Below are 16,899 nucleotides of genomic sequence, written 5' to 3'. Positions count from 1 at the left end.
CTGTAGCGAGTAACACGGAAATTGCGGACATGGACTGGGACAAGCTCAGAATTTTTCACGCGGTCGCGGATGCGGGCAGCCTGACACATGCGGGGGAGGCCCTGCATCTCAGTCAATCTGCCGTGAGCAGACAGGTGCGCGCGCTCGAAGAAAGCCTGAACACCACCTTGTTCCACCGTCATGCACGCGGCCTGATTCTTACCGAACAGGGCGAATTGCTGTTCGACGCGACAAGCGCGATGGCAAAACGCCTGGACGCCGCCGCCGCGCGCATCCGCGACAGCGAAGACGAAGTGTTCGGGGAACTGCGCGTGACTACGACCACCGGCTTCGGCAGCCTGTGGCTGGCCCCGCGCCTGCCCGCGCTGTACGAAAAATACCCCGATCTCAAGATCGACCTGATGCTTGAAGAGCGCGTGCTCGACCTGCCCATGCGCGAGGCCGATGTCGCCATCCGCATGAAGGAGCCGAGCCAGGCCGACCTGATCCGCAAGCGCCTGATGGCGGTGCGCATGCAGCTTTATGCATCGCCCCGGTATCTCGACAAACACGGCCTGCCCGAGGTGATCGAAGACATCAGCGCGCATCGCCTGATCTGCCAGAACCCGTCATCGGCACAAGTCGGCGCGGGCGCCACGCTGGTGCAGGAACTGATGATGCAGGATCTTCGCTCGACCCTGACCGTAAACAACTATTTCGGCGTTCTGCAGGCGGTGCTGAACGATCTCGGAATCGGTGTGCTGCCCGACTACCTGACGCAGGACTTTCCGAATCTTGTGCGCGTGCTACCCGAGGTAGAATCAGTCGAAGTGCCGGTTTTCCTCGCCTACCCCGAAGAATTGCGCCATTCCAAGCGCGTCGCGGCCTTCCGGGATTTCGTTCAGGACGAGATCATAAGCTACCGCAAACAGCTTAGAGAACAGGCACTTAACTAACAAGTTAACCAAGCTATGCAGCGCACGCATAGCGGCCATGCTGCACATGCGGCATAATTATCCTTGATTGTACACAAACAGGTAATTAATTCCGCATTCGACGGTGATGACGATTAGTTTCTCATCATCTTCATACCTCCCTGTTGGACTTTGGCCGAGCTTAGTGCTCGGCCTTTTTTTTAGTCCAACACCGGAAGAGCGTCGGCCCAGGGTGACAATATCTCTGCCCTGCCCGGGCGGATCACGATATTCTCCTCATGGACGAGTATGCACCCATCGGCGGTGTCTATTCCCGGCTCCAACGTGATCACCATTCCCGGCACCAACTCGGTGCGGTCCTGCGCCGTCAGCGACAGCCCTTCGGTCAGTTGCATCCCCAGCCCATGGCCCAATCGCCCGGCCCCTTCGCCCGCACCGCAAATGTCGGCCATCGCGCGATGCACGTCACAGGCCATCGCACCGGGCCGTGCGGCTTCCAGTCCGGCTTGCGCGGCCTCGATCAGCCGCGTGTGCGATGCGGAAACACGCGGGTCGGGTGCGCCAATGGCGAAATTTCGGTCGTAGTCGCAAAAGTACCCGTCCCAAACCGCGCCGGTATCCAGCATCAGAACATCGCCCCGGGCCAGCGGCGTGTCGTCGGCGGGGGAAATCACGTCGGCATATCCCAGCGGACCGGCGCCACCGGCGAGATAGGGCACCCAGTCGGCGCCCTCATCCAGCAGCAAGGCCTGAAATCCACGGAACACCCGCGACAGCGGCACACCCGGTGCGGCGATCTCGGGCACGCGGGCAAAGGCGCGCGCGGCGATTTCGCAGGCGTGGCCGATCTTGGCGATCTCGACGTCGGACTTCACCGCCCTCAGTTGCGCCGTGATGCCCGCGTCATCGCGCAAGGACCGCGCGGTTTTGGCCTGAAACCGCGCGAAATCCGCCTGCGGCATGCGCAGGAAGGTTTCAGGCCCCGAAGGGATACCCACGGGCCCGTCCGCAACCTCGTCCAGCGTCGCGGCCAAGAGACTGATCCCGTCATCCTCGGGCCGTGGTGCGGGCCATGTGCGGATGTCGCTGATCCAGGTTTTCGCCATCAGCGCCGCGCCGATAGACGGGATCACCGCCACCGGCTGCCCCGATGCCGGCACGATCAGGAACCAGGGGCGCGACGGGCTTTCCCAGAACCGCGTCAGGAACCCCGTGAAATAGCGGATTTCAGGTTCTGTCGTCAGCAGCAGCGCGCCAAGGCCCGCGGCGTCCATCAATGCCTGCGCGCGTGCAAGCCGCCCCTCGTATTCGCTGCGTTCGAATCCGCGCGCGGTCATTCCGGCGCCTCGGACAGGAACGCCATGACACGCGCATCGCCCGGCAGCTCAAGCCCGGCCAGCAGGGCCGCCAGCCCCGCCCCGCCCGACGGCGTCGTTTCCAGCCCGGCCTGTGCCAGAACCGGCATGGCGTCCTGCGCCTCCGCCTCGGAGATCAGGGCAAAGGCATCCGCATCGCGCGACAGGCCGCGCAAAGCGATCCAACTTGCCGTCTTGCAATCGAGCCGCCCCATGCAGCTATCCGGCCCTTCGGTGTCCACGACCCCACCCGCCGCGATGGCGTGATGCAGCGCGGGCGCCGCGTCGGGTTCGACGACGATAATCTGCGGGTCATCGCCCCAAACGTGTCGCGCATAGGCCGCGACGGCGCCCGCCAACCCGCCAACACCGGCCTGCAACAGGATGTGGGTCGGCGGTTCGGGACTCTGCGCGGCAGCTTCGGCTGCGAGTTGCAGATACCCCTCCATCAGGCGGTGCGGGATGTCGGTGTAGCCCTGCCAGGAACTGTCGGACAGCAGTACCATGCATTCGTCTTGCGCGGCATGTTCAGCGGCGGCCATGCTGGCGGCGTAATCGGCCCCGGCGCGGCGCACCTCGGCGCCTTCGCCACGCAGGCGGGCGGCAAAGACCTCGGGAACCGTTTCGGCCAGATAGACGACCGCGCGCGCCCCGAACACCCGTGCACCAGCCGCCACGGACAGCCCGTGATTACCCGCGCTTGCGGTGACATAGCTGCGCCCGGCGGCCCGTCCGGCCTCGGCGTCGCAGGCGATCACATAGGCCGCACCAAGCGCCTTGAAGCTGCCCAGCCCCATCCGCCCGCCTTCGTCCTTGACCCAAAGCTTTGCGATGCCGCAGGTCCGTGCAAGGTCCGGCACGGACAGCAGCGGCGTTTCACCATGGGCGGGGCAACGCGCCAGCAGCGCGCCCGGGCGCGCGGCGTCGACGCTGGGAAAGGGCGCGTCGATCGTCAGCCCCGTGCCGCGATAGGGGTTTTGCAGGATATCCATGGCGCCTCCTTCGTGTCGCGCCCAGTCAAGTCGCTTGGGCCGTCCGGGTCAATGCCCGCACTGCGCCATACCGCCCCTTTCCCCTGCCCGCGCGATGCCGTAAAGGAGGCGCATCACAGACCAAGCCGCGCGCGACCCCGGGGGACATCGCAGATGGAAGAGCCAAAGATCACCCAAGACCTGATCGAAAGCCACGGGCTGAAGCCCGACGAATACGACCGCATTCTCGAAATCATCGGCCGCGAGCCGACATTCACCGAGCTTGGGATCTTTTCGGCGATGTGGAACGAGCATTGTTCCTACAAATCCTCGAAGAAATGGCTGCGCACGCTGCCAACGAGCGGCCCGCAGGTCATCTGCGGCCCCGGTGAAAACGCGGGCGTCGTGGATATCGGCGACGGCCAGGCGGTTGTCTTCAAGATGGAAAGCCATAACCACCCCAGCTACATCGAACCCTACCAGGGCGCGGCCACGGGCGTGGGCGGCATTCTGCGCGACGTGTTCACGATGGGCGCGCGCCCCATTGCCGCGATGAACAGCCTGTCCTTTGGCGAGGTGGGCCACCCCAAGACGCGCCAGCTGGTGCATGGTGTGGTCGAAGGGATCGGCGGCTATGGCAACTGTTTCGGCGTTCCCACCGTGGGCGGCGAGGTGCGGTTTCATCCCGCCTATAACGGCAACTGCCTGGTGAATGCCTTTGCGGCGGGCCTGGCCGATGCCGACAAGATTTTCTATTCCGCAGCGTCCGGCGTGGGCATGCCCGTCGTCTATCTGGGCGCCAAGACCGGCCGCGACGGCGTCGGCGGCGCGACCATGGCCAGCGCGGAATTCGACGAAACCATCGAGGAAAAGCGCCCAACCGTACAGGTCGGCGACCCGTTCACCGAAAAGCGCCTGATGGAAGCCTGTCTTGAGCTGATGCAGACCGGGGCGGTGATCTCGATTCAGGATATGGGTGCGGCGGGTCTGACATGTTCGGCGGTCGAAATGGGCGACAAGGGCGGTCTGGGCGTCAAGCTTCAGCTTGACGACGTGCCCCAGCGCGAGGCCGACATGACCGCCTACGAAATGATGCTGTCCGAAAGCCAGGAGCGTATGCTGATGGTGCTGCGCCCCGAAAAAGAGGCCGAGGCGCGCGCCGTTTTCGAAAAATGGGATCTCGATTTCGCCATCGTCGGCGAAACCATCGCGGATGACCGCTTTCTCATCCTGCATGGCAATGAGGTGAAGGCCGACCTGCCGCTGTCCAAGCTCAGTTCCTCGGCGCCCGAATACGACCGCCCATGGGTCGCGACGCCCGAGGCACAGGCGCTGGACGATCTGCCCGGCGTCGATCCGGTCGACGCGCTCAAGGCGCTGATCGGCAGCCCCAACTACGCCTCGAAGGCATGGGTATTCGAACAGTACGACACGATGGTCATGGCCGACACGGTGCAGACGCCGGGTCTGGGTGCGGGCGTGGTGCGCGTGCATGGCACCGACAAGCTGCTGGCCTTCACCTCGGACGTGACGCCGCGCTATGTCCGGGCCAACCCGGTCGAGGGCGGCAAGCAGGCCGTGGCCGAAGCGTTCCGCAACCTCTGCGCCGTGGGCGCGCGGCCGCTGGCCACGACCGACAACCTGAATTTCGGCAATCCCGAAAAGCCCGAGATCATGGGCCAGTTCGTGGGCGCGATCAAAGGCATCGGCGAGGCGTGCAGCGCGCTGGATACCCCGATCGTGTCGGGCAACGTGTCACTTTACAACGAAACCGACGGCCAGGCGATCCTGCCCACGCCGACGATCTGCGCGGTGGGCCTGATCGACACCGCCGAGCAGCTGATCGCGGGCCATGCCCGTGACGGGCATGTCGCGTTGCTGGTGGGGGAAACCGACGGCCATCTGGGCCAGTCCGCGCTGCTTTACGAGGTGTTCAACCGCGAAGACGGCGACGCGCCGCATGTCGATCTTGCCGCCGAGCGTCGCAACGGAGAATTCATCCGCGCCAACCACGAGATGATCAAGGCCTGCACCGACCTGTCGGATGGCGGGCTGGCGCTGGCCGCGTTCGAGATGGCCGAGGCCGGCGGCGTGGGTGTGCATATCGACGACGACGACATGGCGCAGTTGTTCGGCGAGGACCAGAGCCGCTACCTGATCGCGTGCAATTTCGACCAGGCCGAGGCGCTGATGATCGCGGCGGGCAAGGCCGGCGTTCCGATCCGAACAGTGGGCCGCTTTACCGGCGACACCGTGCGCTTTGGCGGTATCGAGGCACCCCTGGCCGAGCTTTCCGCCCTCTATCGCGGCAGCTTTGAAGAGGCGTTGGGCTAACCCCTTTCGATCCCTTGCGAAAATAGGGCATCGGGATTACATCTTTTACAGGCGACGACAGGAGAAGCAGCACATGCCGATGCATCCCCAGGAAATCGAGGACCTGCTGCGCGATACCTTCCCCAACGCCAAGATCATGGTCGAAGGGGACGACGGCGTGCACATGTCCGCCATGGTGATCGACGAAAGCTTTCGCGGGATGAACCGCGTGCAACAGCAGCGCGCCGTCTATGCCGCTCTCAAGGGCAAGATGGACGGGCCGAACGGCGAGTTGCATGCCCTTGCGCTGACCACGCGGGCCCCGGACTGAGTCGATGAGCGCAAGCCTGACCATACCGGTCCTGATCGTGCTGATCCTGGCGGTCGCACTCTTGATCGGTATACGTCGGCAGCGCGACTTCGAAGGCACCGAGCGCGGCAGCGAACCGGGCAAAGGGTATCACGAGCTGGAATCGAACTATTCATCGGGGCTTGGCGGTCACCAGACCACATGGCGCGTTCCGCGCGATCCGCAGGAATATGCCCGCCATTTCGTGCCAGCAGCCAAAAAGTCGAAAGATACCAGGCAACAAGACTAGGATCGTCCTGCGCCGCGCGTCCATGACGGGGCCGCCGCCCCCCTTGCGCAAGGTCTTGTCGGTGGCTACCTCTGGCGTGACAGGCATCGGCGCATATGCCGTTGCAAAGGAGGACTTATGGATGCCCGCCTACTTGCCTTTCTAATCCTGTTGCCCTTCGTGGTGGCATTCGTCTATGCCGGAATTCACGAGTATTTGCGTTACAAATCCCACGGCAAGTCCGACTACGGCTTGGCCTATGACGAGGAAACCGGCACAACGCATGTCAAGGCGCTGAGCGATGGAGAAGAGGTGTACGATCCCGAAGACTTCGACCCCAGCGACTACAACGACCCGGAATTGAAGGGTGAGTCCGAAGACACTCCAAAAGCCTGAACCACCCCAGATACCAAACCCGAACAGAAAGACGCAGCAGATGACCGACGCGAAAACCCAGATCGAAGACACCGTGAAATCCAACGACGTGGTGCTTTACATGAAAGGCACCAAAACCATGCCGCAATGCGGGTTCTCGCAGCGCGTGGCGGGCGTCCTGAATTACATGGGTGTCGATTATGCCGACGTGAACGTGCTGGCCGACGACGCGATCCGGCAGGGAATCAAGGATTACTCCGACTGGCCGACAATCCCCCAGCTTTACGTGAAGGGCGAATTCGTCGGCGGATGCGACATCATCACCGAGATGACGCTGTCGGGTGAGTTGGATCAGCTTTTCGACCAGCACGGCGTGGCCTACGACAAGGACGCCGCCGACAAGATCCGCGAAGCGAACGCCTGATCCTGACTGACGACCGAACCACGAAAGGCGGCTCTGAAGGGGCCGCCTTTTTCATTGGCCTATGCCAGGCCCGGCAGCACCTCCAGCGCCCCCGCCCAGATATCGCGCACGACCTGATCCGCAGATATCGCACGGGCGCGCCCTGCGGCCTGCCCGGCCCACATTTGCATAGCATCGGTATTTCCCGCAGCCGCAGCCGCATCGCGCATCGGCTGTGTCAGCGCCCGTTGCACGGGATAGGGCGCAGGCGCCGGCCCGGTTTGCGCGGCGATGACATAGGGGCTGGCGACCGCCCTGCCCGCGCGGCCGGAAAACGCGTGGGTCAGAACCGTGTTTTCCGGCGGCAGGCGGTCCAGCGTATCGGCCCATCCCGGGGCAAGGCCGGCTTCGGGTGTGCGCAACAGCGCCGTGCCTATCATGACGGCGCTTGCCCCCAGAACCAGGGCCGCCGCCATGGCGCGGCCATCCGCGATACCGCCCGCCGCGATCAGCGGCACGGTGGTCGCGTCGGCCACGGCCGGGATCAAGGCAAGGCCGCCAATCGCCCGCGCCTCGGCGCCTTCGGCGTCAAAGGCGCCCCGGTGCCCGCCCGCTTCGGCGCCCTGCACGATCAGCGCTTCGGCGCCCGCCGCTTCGGCGGCTCGGGCCTCGGCCAGGGTGGTCACGGTGGCGAACCAGCGGATACCGCGGGATTTCAGGGCGGCGGCCTGCTGCTGTGACAACAGGCCCATGATCGTCGAAAACACCGGCACACCCGCCGCCAGCACCGCCTCGAACTGGGCGTCGAAATCCTGCACGAACGGGCCGTCCCCAGGCAAGTCGGGCCCTGGTCCCCAGCCTGCCAGGAAACCGGCCAGCGCCGCCTCGTGCGCGGGGTCGCGCAGCGGGTCAGGGTCCGGCACCCAGAGGTTCATCTGAAAAGCGCCATTCGATTGCTTGCGAAATCCAGCAGCCCAGTCCGCGATCCCGTCCGGGCTCATCAGCAGCGCGCCACAGCCGCCCATCGCACCGGCATTCGCCACGGCAACCGACAGGCCGACCGGCGACGCGCCCGCCATGGGCGCCATCAGAACCGGCAGATCCAACCCATAATCAGAGCAAAAGGACCGTACGTTATCGGAGATCCCGGCCTGCCCCATCCGGCCGCCCAGCCCTAGCTTCCGGCCTGATCTTCAAGGCTGTCCGCGATCGACTCGGCGCGCGCGGCCAGTTCGGCAAGCGTTTCGGTCACCTGCGGCGGCACCACGGCGACCTCGATCCGCTCGGGTTCGGGTGCGGGGGCGCTGCGCATGCGGTCGAGTTCGGCCTGCAAGTTCGCCATTTTCGCTTCGGCTTCGCGCAGTCGGTCTTCGATACCGGCAGTCTTGTCGGCCAGCATGAGGCCGGCCATCAGCAGCATCCGCGCCTCTGGAAGGCGCCCGATCTGCTGGGTCAGAACGCTGGCTTCGGTGTCCAGCATGGCCGCAGCGGCCTGAAGATAATGCTCTTCGCCCTCCTGGCAGGACACTTCGAAGGCACGGCCGCCAATACGGATTTCCACCTCAGGCATCTTCGCCCTCCTCTTCGTTCGGGGCTTCGGCCAGAAGCGGCGCGATGGTCGCGATGATGGCATCCGCCTCGGCGACATCTGCCGCCCGTGCCGCGCGCAGAACCTCCAACTCGGCCAGCATGGCCTTGTTGATCAGGTGCGGTTCGGCCACGCCTTCGGCGTTGGCCTCGCGCAGTTTCGACACGGTGTCGCGCAACTGATCGCTGGCTTTGCGCAGCCGCTGCAATTCGCCGTCGAGCTGCGCCATGGCGGTGCGGGTCGTTTCCAATTCGGCCCTGATCGCGGCGGTTTCGTCTTCCTGACGCGCATGCAGCTTCTTGATCCGCTCTTCGAGCTGGGCGGTGACCAGCTTTTCATCCTCGAGCGCCTGCTTGAGCCCGGCCATCTCGTCCGGGTCCGCCGTTTTCGTGGCGCCGATGCCATCGACACCGCGCGCGATGCGGTCCATCGCAGCGGTCAGGCGCCGTTCAAGTTCAACGATATCGCTCATCGCCCCAAAGCCCCCATTTCTATCGGTGTGGGCCGCCTGTTGTCGTACCCGCACCTGCCTGCACATCGGCACGCCGGCGGAACGAATCGCTACGCGCCTGCTTTTGTCGCAGTTTAGCCAATGACCGGGGAAATTGCGCCCCCTTTGACCCCAAGCACTTAGCCCCCGCGCTTGATCTTGGCGGGTGGGCTGCTATTGAGCGCAGGAAGCTTGCTGCCATCGAAGGAATGCCACCCGTGGACATCTCAGCCCTCCGCACTGCCAACCCTGATCACTGGATGCGCGCCGCCGCGATCCGCGCCCTGACGCTCGATGCGGTGCATGCCGCCAATTCTGGCCATTCCGGTATGCCGATGGGTATGGCCGACGTCGCGACGGTGCTGTTCGAAAAGCACCTGAAATTCGATGCTTCAGCCCCGAAATGGCCAGATCGCGACCGATTCATCCTGTCGGCCGGGCATGGCTCGATGCTGATTTATTCGCTGCTCTACCTGACGGGATACGAGCAGGTCACGCTGGAAGAGCTGCGCAATTTCCGCCAGTGGGGCGCGCGCACGGCCGGGCACCCGGAAAACTTCCTGCTGGACGGCGTGGAAACAACGACCGGCCCGCTGGGCCAGGGCATCGCGAATTCCGTGGGCTTCGCAATGGCCGAGGAAATCCAGCGCGCCGAGTTCGGCCGCAAGATCGTCGATCACCACACCTATGTGATCGCAGGCGACGGCTGCCTGATGGAAGGTGTCAGCCAGGAAGCGATCACCCTGGCCGGGCGGCACAAGCTGGGCCGGCTGATCGTTTTCTGGGACAACAACAACATCACCATCGACGGCGAAGTCAGCCTGGCGGATTCGACCGACCAGGTGATGCGCTTCAAGTCGGCCGGCTGGCATGTCCAGGAAATCGACGGCCACGACCCGGCGGCCATCGACGCGGCGATCGAAGCCGCGAAAAAGACGGCCAAGCCGTCGATGATCGCCTGCAAGACGCATATCGCGCTGGGGCATGCGGCGCAGGACACCTCGAAGGGTCATGGCGCGCTGACCAACCCCGAACAACTGGCCGCAGCCAAGGCCGCCTATGGCTGGACCGGTGGTCCCTTCGACGTGCCCGCCGACATCAAGGCACAGTGGGAAGAGATCGGCCGCCGTGGCGCCACAGAACGCGCGGCGTGGGAAGAGCGGCTTGCCGCCCTGTCCGACCGCAAGCGCGCCGAGTTCGAACGCCGCTATGCCTTTGAAGCGCCCGCCAAGCTGTCTGCCGTGATCCGCGCCCTGAAAAAGCAGGTCAGCGAAAGCGCCCCTTCGGTCGCGACACGCAAATCCAGCGAAATGGTGCTGGAGGTCGTGAACCCGGTGATGGGCGAAACCGTGGGCGGCTCGGCCGACCTGTCGGGGTCGAACAACACCAAGACCGCCGATATGGGCGTGTTCGACGTGGACAACCGCAAGGGCCGGTACATCCACTGGGGCATCCGAGAACACGGCATGGCCGCGGCGATGAACGGCATGGCGCTGCATGGCGGCATCCGCCCCTATGGCGGCACCTTCATGGCCTTTACCGATTACGCCCGCCCCGCGATGCGCCTGGCCGCACTGATGAAGATCCCCAGCGTGTTCGTCATGACCCATGACAGCATCGGCCTGGGCGAGGACGGCCCGACCCACCAGCCGGTCGAACATCTTGCGATTTCGCGCGCGACGCCCAACACGATGGTGTTCCGCCCCTGCGACACGGTGGAAACCGCCGAAGCCTGGGAACTCGCGCTCAGCGCCAAGGCGACGCCCTCGGTCCTGTCGCTTACCCGGCAGAACCTGCCGACGCTGCGCACCGCGCACAAGACCAGGAACCTGACGGCGCAGGGCGCCTATGTGCTGGCCGATGCGCAGGCAGGCAAGCGCCAGGCGATCCTGATCGCCACCGGCTCGGAGGTCGAAATCGCGATGGCCGCGCGTGACATGCTCGAGGCCGAAGGCATCGGCACCCGTGTCGTTTCGATGCCCTGCATGGAGCTGTTCGCAGACCAGGACGAAGCGTATCGCCGCCGCGTGCTGCCCGCCGGCCCCGTGCGCGTGGGCGTCGAAGCCGCCGTGCGCCAGGGCTGGGACCGCTGGCTTCTGGGTGAGCGCGGCCGCGAGGCAAAGGCCGGGTTCGTGGGCATGTCGCGTTTTGGCGCCTCCGCCCCGGCCGAGGTGCTTTACGAGAAATTCGGCATAACCGCCGAGGCCGTCGCCGCCGAGGTCAAGCGCCTGCTGGGCTGATACGGATCGCAGGGCCGGCGCTGCGGCGTTCTACCCTGCCCGAATCCATCAAGACAAAGGGCCCCGCGGGGCCCTTTTTCATGGTCGCCGCGTCAATGCGCGGCCTTCTTGCCGGTGATGGCACCGATCAGCGGGCCGACGATCCGGGTGGCGATGGGGATCAGGATCATCCCCCAGACCAACCCCAGCACACCGTCGCAAAAGGCGGTCACGCCCCATTTAACCGCGCCAGACAAGCCGTCCTGAACCGACCCGGCGACGATTGCGGCCAGGTGCTTGATCTCTTCGTAAGGGGTGTGAACGCCCAGATCATGCAGCCCGTGCACCATGATCGACCCGCCCACCCAGAGCATCGCCGCAGTTCCGACAGTCGACAGTATCCTGAGCAGCACCGGCATGAATTTCACCATGCCGCGCCCGAACGCGCGCCCTGCGCCAGTGCGCCCGTTCTGCGCCACGTAAAGCCCGACATCGTCCATCTTCACGATCAGCCCGACCGAGCCGTAGACCGCGATCGTCACCATGACGCCCACCACGGCCAGCGTGGCCGCCTGCATCCAGACATTCGGCGCCTCGATCGCGGCCAGCGCGATTGTCATGATCTCGGCGGACAGGATGAAATCGGTCTTGATCGCGCCCTTGACCTTTTCCTCTTCGAGGTGGCCGGGATCCTTGACCGACATGTCCGCCTCGACATGCTTGTCGGCATGCGGGAAGAGCGCATGGAATATCTTTTCCGCCCCTTCGAAGCATAAGTACGAACCGCCCAGCATCAGCAGTGGCGTTATCATCCACGGCGCGAAATTGGCCAGCAGCATCGCAACCGGCAGCAGGATCACCAGCTTGTTGAAGAACGACCCGCGCGTGATCCGCCAGATGATCGGCAATTCGCGGGCCGGTGCAAAACCCTGGACGTATTTCGGGGTGACGGCCGCATCGTCGATGATGACGCCCGCGGTCTTGGTGCCGGCCTTGGTCGCGGCGGCGGCGATGTCATCCACGCTGGTCGCCGCGACCTTGGCAATCGCCGCAACATCATCGAGAAGCGCCAGAAGACCGCTCATTCACCCAACCTCCGGTTTACCGTCGTCGGCTCCACCCTAGCGGATGCGCGCACAGGGGCAAGCGCGCAGCACAGCGCATGTTAGCGCAACCGGCCCGCTTTTGCGCTAACAGGTAGATAAAACGCCGCTTTTGACCTTTCGGGCCCGAGTTGGGCACACTATACCGCGCGCAAATCCACTCGCGCAGGAGACCACGAACATGACCATCACGCTTGGCATCAACGGATTTGGCCGCATCGGGCGCTGCACCCTCATGCACATTGCTGAAACCGCACGCGAAGACGTGCGCGTGGTCAAGGTGAACGCCACCGGCCCGCTGGAAACCGCCGCGCACCTGATCCGCTATGACAGCGTGCATGGCCGTTTCCGCAACGAGGTCAAGATCGGCGACCGGATGATGGACCTGGGGCATGGCGAGATGGAGATGTTCTCGACCTACAACATGGACGAGTTGGACTGGTCCGGGGTCGATGTGGTTCTGGAATGCACCGGCAACTTCAACGATGGCGACAAATGCCAAAAGCATCTCGAGCGCGGCGCCAAGGCGGTTCTGATCTCGGCCCCCGCGAAGAACGTGCAAAAAACCATCGTGATGGGCGTGAATGACGACCAGCTGACCAAGGGCGACATCATGGTGTCCAACGGGTCGTGCACGACGAACTGCCTTGCCCCGCTGGCCAAGGTGCTGGACGCCGAGATCGGCATCGAGAGCGGCATCATGACCACGATCCACAGCTATACCGGCGACCAGCCGACGCTGGACCGCCGCCACAAGGATCTGTACCGCGCGCGCGCCGCAGCGATGAGCATGATTCCCACCTCGACCGGCGCCGCCAAGGCCCTGGGCGAGGTGCTGCCGCAGTTGAAGGGCAAGCTGGACGGTTCGGCCATCCGGGTGCCCACCCCGAACGTGTCCGCGGTTGACCTGACCTTTACCGCAGGCAAGGACGTAACGGTCGAGGACGTGAATGCCGTGGTGGCCGAAGCGGCCGCCGGCGCGCTGAAAGGCATCCTGGGCTATGACCCGGAGCCCAAGGTTTCGATCGATTTCAACCACACCGAAGAAAGCTCGATCTTCGCGCCGGACCAGACCAAGGTGATCGGCAAGCGCCTGGTGCGCGTGCTGGCATGGTACGACAACGAATGGGGCTTTTCCTGCCGGATGGCGGATGTGGCCGCCGCAATGGGACAGCGCGCCCTGTGAAAATGCCCGGGCGCGGCGGCTTGCGCTGCGCCCGCCGCTCGGCCATATCTGGGACAGCAGATCCCGAAACAGGCCGGACCTTGCCCATGACAAACCAGATCTCCATAGGCTTGGGAGTGGCCGTTCTTGTCGCTATCGGCATCGACGCCTACGCCATGGATGGCGCAAACCTGCTGTTTCTGGCCAAGAAAGGCATGGAATTGATCGAGTGGCTGGTATTCTGGCGGTGACGCCACGGATCTCTGGCCTGCACCGCGCGCCGCCCCTATCCTTCAGCCGCAAGGGATAGGAGAGTGTTACAATGATGACGATCATTTGGTTGTTGATCCTGCTGGTCGGCGCAACCATCGCGGGGCTGGTGTGGTTCACCTGGAAAACCAAGCGCCAGGTCGAAACCGCGGTGCCGCCACGCGGCCAGTTCATCGAGATCTCGACCGGACAGCTGCACTACGTCGACAAAGGGCATGGCCCTGCCATCGTCATGATCCACGGGCTGGGCGCGCAACTGGGCAATTTCGACTATGCGCTGGTCGACGCCCTGTCATCGACGCATCGCTGCATCGCCATAGACCGCCCCGGCATGGGCTATTCCGACCGTCCCGACGACGCGCCCGCCAACCCGCGCGCGCAGGCGGCCTATGTGGCCGAGGCGATCGACAAGCTGGGGCTGGACCGTCCGCTGATCGTCGGACACTCGCTCGGGGGCGCTATCGCGGTGTGCCTGGCGCGCGATTTTCCGCAGAAAACGCGCGGTCTTGCCCTGCTTGCACCTCTGACGCGCGGGGGCGATGCGCCCTCGCCCGCCTTTGCCAGTCTGGGCATCAAATCCGACATGATGCGCAAAGCGCTGGCCTGGACGCTGGCGACCCCCTTGGGGATGCGTAACGTGGACATGGTGTTCAACCTCGTCTTCGGCCCCGATCCGGTGCCGCGCGATTACAGCACCAGGGGCGGCGGATTGCTGGGGCTTCGGCCGGGATCGTTCTTCAACACCAGCCGGGATTACGTGTCGTCGATGGCCGATATCAAGTGGATGCGCGCAAGCTATGGCGAACTGCAGGTGCCTATGGCGGTGCTTTACGGGGAAGACGACCGCATCCTGTCGGTCGAAACGCAGGGGCGCAAGCTGGTGGCGGATCATCCCGAAATCGCGCTCGACGTCATCCCTGGCGGGCATATGCTGCCGCTGACGCATCCCGGCGCCTGCGTCGATTTCATCCGCCGGAACGATCCGGGGCTTTGATCGCCGCTCATTGGGCGCGATGCGCCCGCTTCGCGAAGAAAGCCCGGAGGGCTTGATAAGCGGATAGCCTAGGACTTTCCGAGCTTGGCGAGCAGCCGCTCCTTCACCATGGCAGGGACGAATTTCGTGACGTCGCCATCGAGCCGCGCGATTTCCTTGACCAGCTTGGAGGCGATCGCCTGGTGACGGGCATCCGCCATCAGGAACACGGTTTCGACCGAGCTGTCGAGCGCGCGGTTCATGCCGACCATCTGGAATTCGTATTCGAAGTCGGCAACAGCCCGCAGGCCGCGGACGATCACCTGGGCCCCCACATCGTGGGCGCAGTCGATCAACAGGTTCTCGAACGGATGCGCCACGATTTCGGTGCCGGTTTCCGAGCTGAGCATAGCGCATTCCGCCTCGATCATCTCGACCCGCTCTTCAAGCGAGAACAACGGCCCCTTGTCGCGGTTGATCGCGACGCCGATCACCAACCTGTCCACAAGGGTCGCAGCGCGACGGATGATATCTATATGCCCCAGGGTGATCGGATCGAACGTGCCGGGGTAAAGACCGATGCGCATGCTTGTCCCTCGCTTGACGGCTGTTTGGCTTTGAGCGCACGCAATAATATTGCGCCGCTGAATGCAACCCGATTTTCCGCTTGCTTTGCCAGACAGGCCGTCAATGGCCCATGATCATGCCTTCCAGGGCGTTGCGTTCCATCGCCAGCTCTTCGAGCCGCGCCTTGACCACGTCGCCGATGGTGACGATGCCGACCAGCTCGTTGTTTTCGGTCACTGGCATATGGCGAAAGCGCCCGTCCGTCATGCGTTGCAGCACGTCATCGGCGGTATCGTTGCGCCCGCAGCAGGACGGGTTGCGCGTCATCATGTCGTCGACCGCCTCGGACAGGCAGACCGCGCCCCGCAGGGCCAGGCTGCGCACGATGTCGCGTTCTGACAGGATGCCATCGACAGATTTTCCGTCCCGTGACACGACAAGGCCGCCGATCCTTCGTTCCGCCAGAACCTGCGCCGCATCGGAGACAAGCGTTCCGGGCTTGACCGTAAGAACGGCGCCATCGCCCTTGGATTTGAGGATCTGGTGGACCAGCATGACATGTCCCTCCCGTTGGGTATGCGTGGGATACCAGCGTCCACGGGATGCGACATTCTGTCAAGTCGCGCGTCAGCTTTGCGCTTCGAGCCGCTGAACTTCGGCTTTGAGCCCGTCGCACAGGGCAGCCGCAAACCTGTTGAGCCTCTCGAGCCGCCGGTCATCCGCGTGGCGGATCAGGTAGAAGCTGCGCGTCAGGCTGATCTTGTCGGGCAGCACCTTGCGGATGCCATGCCCCGACGGGATCGCAAAGTCATGCACCACCCCGATGCCCCCGGCCTGCCGGACCCAGTTGAACTGCACCGAAACCGAGTTCGACGCCATGGCGACACGCTCGACCCCGATTTCATGGAGATAGTCCAGTTCCTTGTCGAAAATCATGTCTGGGATGTACCCGATCACCCGGTGGCCGCGCAGATCGTCCAATTCGGTGATCGGCGGATGGTGTTTCAGATAGGCGCGCGAAGCGGCGAGATGCAGCCGGTAATCGGTGATCTTCTGAACCAGCAGCCGCCCGGCAGCCGGTGGGCTGACGGCGATGGCCATGTCGGCCTCGCGCTTGGACAGGTTCACGACGCGCGGCAGGGCGACGATCTGCAGCTCGAGGTCGGGATTGTCCTGCATGATCTGCGTGCACACCTGCGGCAACAGGTAATTCGCGCAGCCATCCGGCGCGCCGATGCGGATCTGGCCCGACAATGTGCCGGGCTGTCCCTGCACCTCTTCCAATGCGCCCGCCATCGCCTGTTCGGCGCGTTCGGCATGCGCCATGAGGCGCTGCCCCGCATCGGTCATGGCGTAGCCTTGCGGGGATTTGGCGAAAAGCGGCGTGCCAAGCCGTTCTTCCAGCCGGGCGATGCGGCGCCCGACGGTGGCCGGATCGACCCGCAGGATCTTGCCCGCGCCCGACAGGCTTTCGCTGCGCGCCACCGCCAGGAATATCCGCAGATCGTCCCAATGCATGTCATTGCTGGTCATGCGCGGCCCCTTCCCTGCATTTTCGCAATGCCTTTTTGGAAACTTGCCCCTATCGCCGGGAATTTTGCAAGCCTATCCTGCG

Annotated in this window: 19 protein-coding genes; 10 read left to right on the top strand and 9 right to left on the bottom strand. The window is 64.3% G+C overall.

The window, feature by feature from the left end; all coding sequences use genetic code 11:
* Window positions 1-29: 29 nt before the first annotated feature.
* On the top strand, window positions 30-935 hold the full coding sequence (locus BLT50_RS01095) for a LysR family transcriptional regulator (RefSeq protein WP_090025652.1): 906 nt from the start codon (window positions 30-32) through the stop codon (window positions 933-935).
* Between the two features lie 179 nt (window positions 936-1,114).
* Here BLT50_RS01095 and BLT50_RS01090 read toward each other — a convergent pair whose 3' ends face one another.
* Together BLT50_RS01090 and BLT50_RS01085 are read right to left on the bottom strand one after the other, a co-directional pair.
* Entirely contained in the window at window positions 1,115-2,251 is a 1,137-nt protein-coding gene (locus BLT50_RS01090) for a M24 family metallopeptidase (RefSeq protein ID WP_090025649.1), read from the bottom strand.
* Window positions 2,248-3,261 carry a pyridoxal-phosphate dependent enzyme gene (locus BLT50_RS01085; protein ID WP_090025647.1) on the bottom strand — a complete coding sequence of 338 codons (1,014 nt, stop codon included), beginning with the start codon at window positions 3,259-3,261 and terminating at the stop codon, window positions 2,248-2,250. The genes BLT50_RS01090 and BLT50_RS01085 overlap by 4 nt, the downstream gene beginning before the upstream one ends.
* Window positions 3,262-3,414: 153 nt before the next feature.
* Here BLT50_RS01085 and purL point away from each other — a divergent pair, with 153 nt between their 5' ends.
* From purL to grxD, 5 genes are all read left to right on the top strand, one after another.
* On the top strand, window positions 3,415-5,574 hold the full coding sequence (gene purL, locus BLT50_RS01080) for a phosphoribosylformylglycinamidine synthase subunit PurL (RefSeq protein WP_090025645.1): 2,160 nt from the start codon (window positions 3,415-3,417) through the stop codon (window positions 5,572-5,574).
* Window positions 5,575-5,647: 73 nt separating this feature from the next.
* A complete protein-coding gene (locus BLT50_RS01075) occupies window positions 5,648-5,884 on the top strand; it encodes a BolA family protein (RefSeq protein ID WP_090025643.1) in 237 nt (78 codons plus the stop codon).
* Between the two features lie 4 nt (window positions 5,885-5,888).
* Window positions 5,889-6,152, top strand: a complete 264-nt coding sequence (locus BLT50_RS01070; protein WP_090025641.1) for a hypothetical protein — start codon at window positions 5,889-5,891, stop codon at window positions 6,150-6,152.
* Window positions 6,153-6,269: 117 nt separating this feature from the next.
* Window positions 6,270-6,527, top strand: a complete 258-nt coding sequence (locus BLT50_RS01065) for a hypothetical protein (RefSeq protein WP_090025640.1) — start codon at window positions 6,270-6,272, stop codon at window positions 6,525-6,527.
* Window positions 6,528-6,567: 40 nt separating this feature from the next.
* The gene (grxD, locus tag BLT50_RS01060; protein ID WP_090025638.1) at window positions 6,568-6,930 is read left to right on the top strand and encodes a Grx4 family monothiol glutaredoxin; all 363 of its coding nucleotides are present in this window, start codon (window positions 6,568-6,570) and stop codon (window positions 6,928-6,930) included.
* Between the two features lie 59 nt (window positions 6,931-6,989).
* On the opposite strand, the gene BLT50_RS01055 is transcribed toward grxD, so the two are convergent.
* The 3 genes from BLT50_RS01055 to BLT50_RS01045 form a co-directional block, all read right to left on the bottom strand.
* A complete protein-coding gene (locus tag BLT50_RS01055) occupies window positions 6,990-8,015 on the bottom strand; it encodes an NAD(P)H-dependent flavin oxidoreductase (protein ID WP_217629216.1) in 1,026 nt (341 codons plus the stop codon).
* 68 nt (window positions 8,016-8,083) lie between these two features.
* Window positions 8,084-8,479, bottom strand: a complete 396-nt coding sequence (locus BLT50_RS01050) for a cell division protein ZapA (RefSeq protein ID WP_090025633.1) — start codon at window positions 8,477-8,479, stop codon at window positions 8,084-8,086.
* Window positions 8,472-8,969, bottom strand: coding sequence for a hypothetical protein (locus BLT50_RS01045; protein WP_090025630.1), 498 nt, complete (start codon window positions 8,967-8,969; stop codon window positions 8,472-8,474). Before BLT50_RS01045 ends, BLT50_RS01050 begins: the two co-directional genes overlap by 8 nt.
* 236 nt (window positions 8,970-9,205) lie before the next feature.
* On the opposite strand from BLT50_RS01045, the gene tkt reads away from it, so the two are divergent.
* Entirely contained in the window at window positions 9,206-11,227 is a 2,022-nt protein-coding gene (gene tkt / locus BLT50_RS01040) for a transketolase (RefSeq protein ID WP_090026959.1), read from the top strand.
* A 92-nt stretch (window positions 11,228-11,319) separates the two neighbouring features.
* Here tkt and BLT50_RS01035 read toward each other — a convergent pair whose 3' ends face one another.
* Window positions 11,320-12,291 (bottom strand): DUF808 domain-containing protein, encoded by a 972-nt coding sequence (locus BLT50_RS01035; RefSeq protein ID WP_090025627.1) that lies wholly within the window; start codon window positions 12,289-12,291, stop codon window positions 11,320-11,322.
* 199 nt (window positions 12,292-12,490) lie between these two features.
* Here BLT50_RS01035 and gap point away from each other — a divergent pair, with 199 nt between their 5' ends.
* The 3 genes from gap (at window position 12,491) to BLT50_RS01020 (ending at window position 14,738) form a co-directional block, all read left to right on the top strand.
* Window positions 12,491-13,495: a type I glyceraldehyde-3-phosphate dehydrogenase gene (gene gap / locus BLT50_RS01030; RefSeq protein WP_090025624.1), complete on the top strand. Its 1,005-nt coding sequence runs from the start codon at window positions 12,491-12,493 to the stop codon at window positions 13,493-13,495.
* Window positions 13,496-13,581: 86 nt separating this feature from the next.
* On the top strand, window positions 13,582-13,725 hold the full coding sequence (locus tag BLT50_RS19535; protein ID WP_090026957.1) for a hypothetical protein: 144 nt from the start codon (window positions 13,582-13,584) through the stop codon (window positions 13,723-13,725).
* Between the two features lie 71 nt (window positions 13,726-13,796).
* Window positions 13,797-14,738: an alpha/beta fold hydrolase gene (locus tag BLT50_RS01020; protein ID WP_090025621.1), complete on the top strand. Its 942-nt coding sequence runs from the start codon at window positions 13,797-13,799 to the stop codon at window positions 14,736-14,738.
* A 68-nt stretch (window positions 14,739-14,806) separates the two neighbouring features.
* On the opposite strand, the gene coaD is transcribed toward BLT50_RS01020, so the two are convergent.
* From coaD to BLT50_RS01005, 3 genes are all read right to left on the bottom strand, one after another.
* On the bottom strand, window positions 14,807-15,304 hold the full coding sequence (gene coaD, locus BLT50_RS01015) for a pantetheine-phosphate adenylyltransferase (RefSeq protein ID WP_090025618.1): 498 nt from the start codon (window positions 15,302-15,304) through the stop codon (window positions 14,807-14,809).
* A gap of 100 nt (window positions 15,305-15,404) precedes the next feature.
* On the bottom strand, window positions 15,405-15,839 hold the full coding sequence (locus BLT50_RS01010; protein ID WP_090025615.1) for a CBS domain-containing protein: 435 nt from the start codon (window positions 15,837-15,839) through the stop codon (window positions 15,405-15,407).
* 72 nt (window positions 15,840-15,911) lie between these two features.
* The gene (locus BLT50_RS01005; protein WP_090026954.1) at window positions 15,912-16,802 is read right to left on the bottom strand and encodes a LysR family transcriptional regulator; all 891 of its coding nucleotides are present in this window, start codon (window positions 16,800-16,802) and stop codon (window positions 15,912-15,914) included.
* Window positions 16,803-16,899: the final 97 nt, after the last annotated feature.

This window comes from Lutimaribacter saemankumensis (assembly GCF_900100005.1).
Classification (GTDB): Bacteria; Pseudomonadota; Alphaproteobacteria; order Rhodobacterales; family Rhodobacteraceae; genus Lutimaribacter; species Lutimaribacter saemankumensis.
Note: the sequence above shows the minus strand (reverse complement) of the source record. Positions and strands in the feature narration are given on the sequence as shown.

What these genes read in the sequence shown, in the direction of transcription:
- BLT50_RS01095 (WP_090025652.1), top strand. Translation starts at nt 30, where the DNA reads ATGGACTGGGACAAGCTCAGAATTTTTCACGCGGTCGCGGATGCGGGC.
- BLT50_RS01090 (WP_090025649.1), bottom strand. Translation starts at nt 2,251, where the DNA reads ATGACCGCGCGCGGATTCGAACGCAGCGAATACGAGGGGCGGCTTGCA.
- BLT50_RS01085 (WP_090025647.1), bottom strand. Translation starts at nt 3,261, where the DNA reads ATGGATATCCTGCAAAACCCCTATCGCGGCACGGGGCTGACGATCGAC.
- purL (WP_090025645.1), top strand. Translation starts at nt 3,415, where the DNA reads ATGGAAGAGCCAAAGATCACCCAAGACCTGATCGAAAGCCACGGGCTG.
- BLT50_RS01075 (WP_090025643.1), top strand. Translation starts at nt 5,648, where the DNA reads ATGCCGATGCATCCCCAGGAAATCGAGGACCTGCTGCGCGATACCTTC.
- BLT50_RS01070 (WP_090025641.1), top strand. Translation starts at nt 5,889, where the DNA reads ATGAGCGCAAGCCTGACCATACCGGTCCTGATCGTGCTGATCCTGGCG.
- BLT50_RS01065 (WP_090025640.1), top strand. Translation starts at nt 6,270, where the DNA reads ATGGATGCCCGCCTACTTGCCTTTCTAATCCTGTTGCCCTTCGTGGTG.
- grxD (WP_090025638.1), top strand. Translation starts at nt 6,568, where the DNA reads ATGACCGACGCGAAAACCCAGATCGAAGACACCGTGAAATCCAACGAC.
- BLT50_RS01050 (WP_090025633.1), bottom strand. Translation starts at nt 8,479, where the DNA reads ATGCCTGAGGTGGAAATCCGTATTGGCGGCCGTGCCTTCGAAGTGTCC.
- BLT50_RS01045 (WP_090025630.1), bottom strand. Translation starts at nt 8,969, where the DNA reads ATGAGCGATATCGTTGAACTTGAACGGCGCCTGACCGCTGCGATGGAC.
- BLT50_RS01035 (WP_090025627.1), bottom strand. Translation starts at nt 12,291, where the DNA reads ATGAGCGGTCTTCTGGCGCTTCTCGATGATGTTGCGGCGATTGCCAAG.
- gap (WP_090025624.1), top strand. Translation starts at nt 12,491, where the DNA reads ATGACCATCACGCTTGGCATCAACGGATTTGGCCGCATCGGGCGCTGC.
- BLT50_RS19535 (WP_090026957.1), top strand. Translation starts at nt 13,582, where the DNA reads ATGACAAACCAGATCTCCATAGGCTTGGGAGTGGCCGTTCTTGTCGCT.
- BLT50_RS01020 (WP_090025621.1), top strand. Translation starts at nt 13,797, where the DNA reads ATGATGACGATCATTTGGTTGTTGATCCTGCTGGTCGGCGCAACCATC.
- coaD (WP_090025618.1), bottom strand. Translation starts at nt 15,304, where the DNA reads ATGCGCATCGGTCTTTACCCCGGCACGTTCGATCCGATCACCCTGGGG.
- BLT50_RS01010 (WP_090025615.1), bottom strand. Translation starts at nt 15,839, where the DNA reads ATGCTGGTCCACCAGATCCTCAAATCCAAGGGCGATGGCGCCGTTCTT.
- BLT50_RS01005 (WP_090026954.1), bottom strand. Translation starts at nt 16,802, where the DNA reads ATGCATTGGGACGATCTGCGGATATTCCTGGCGGTGGCGCGCAGCGAA.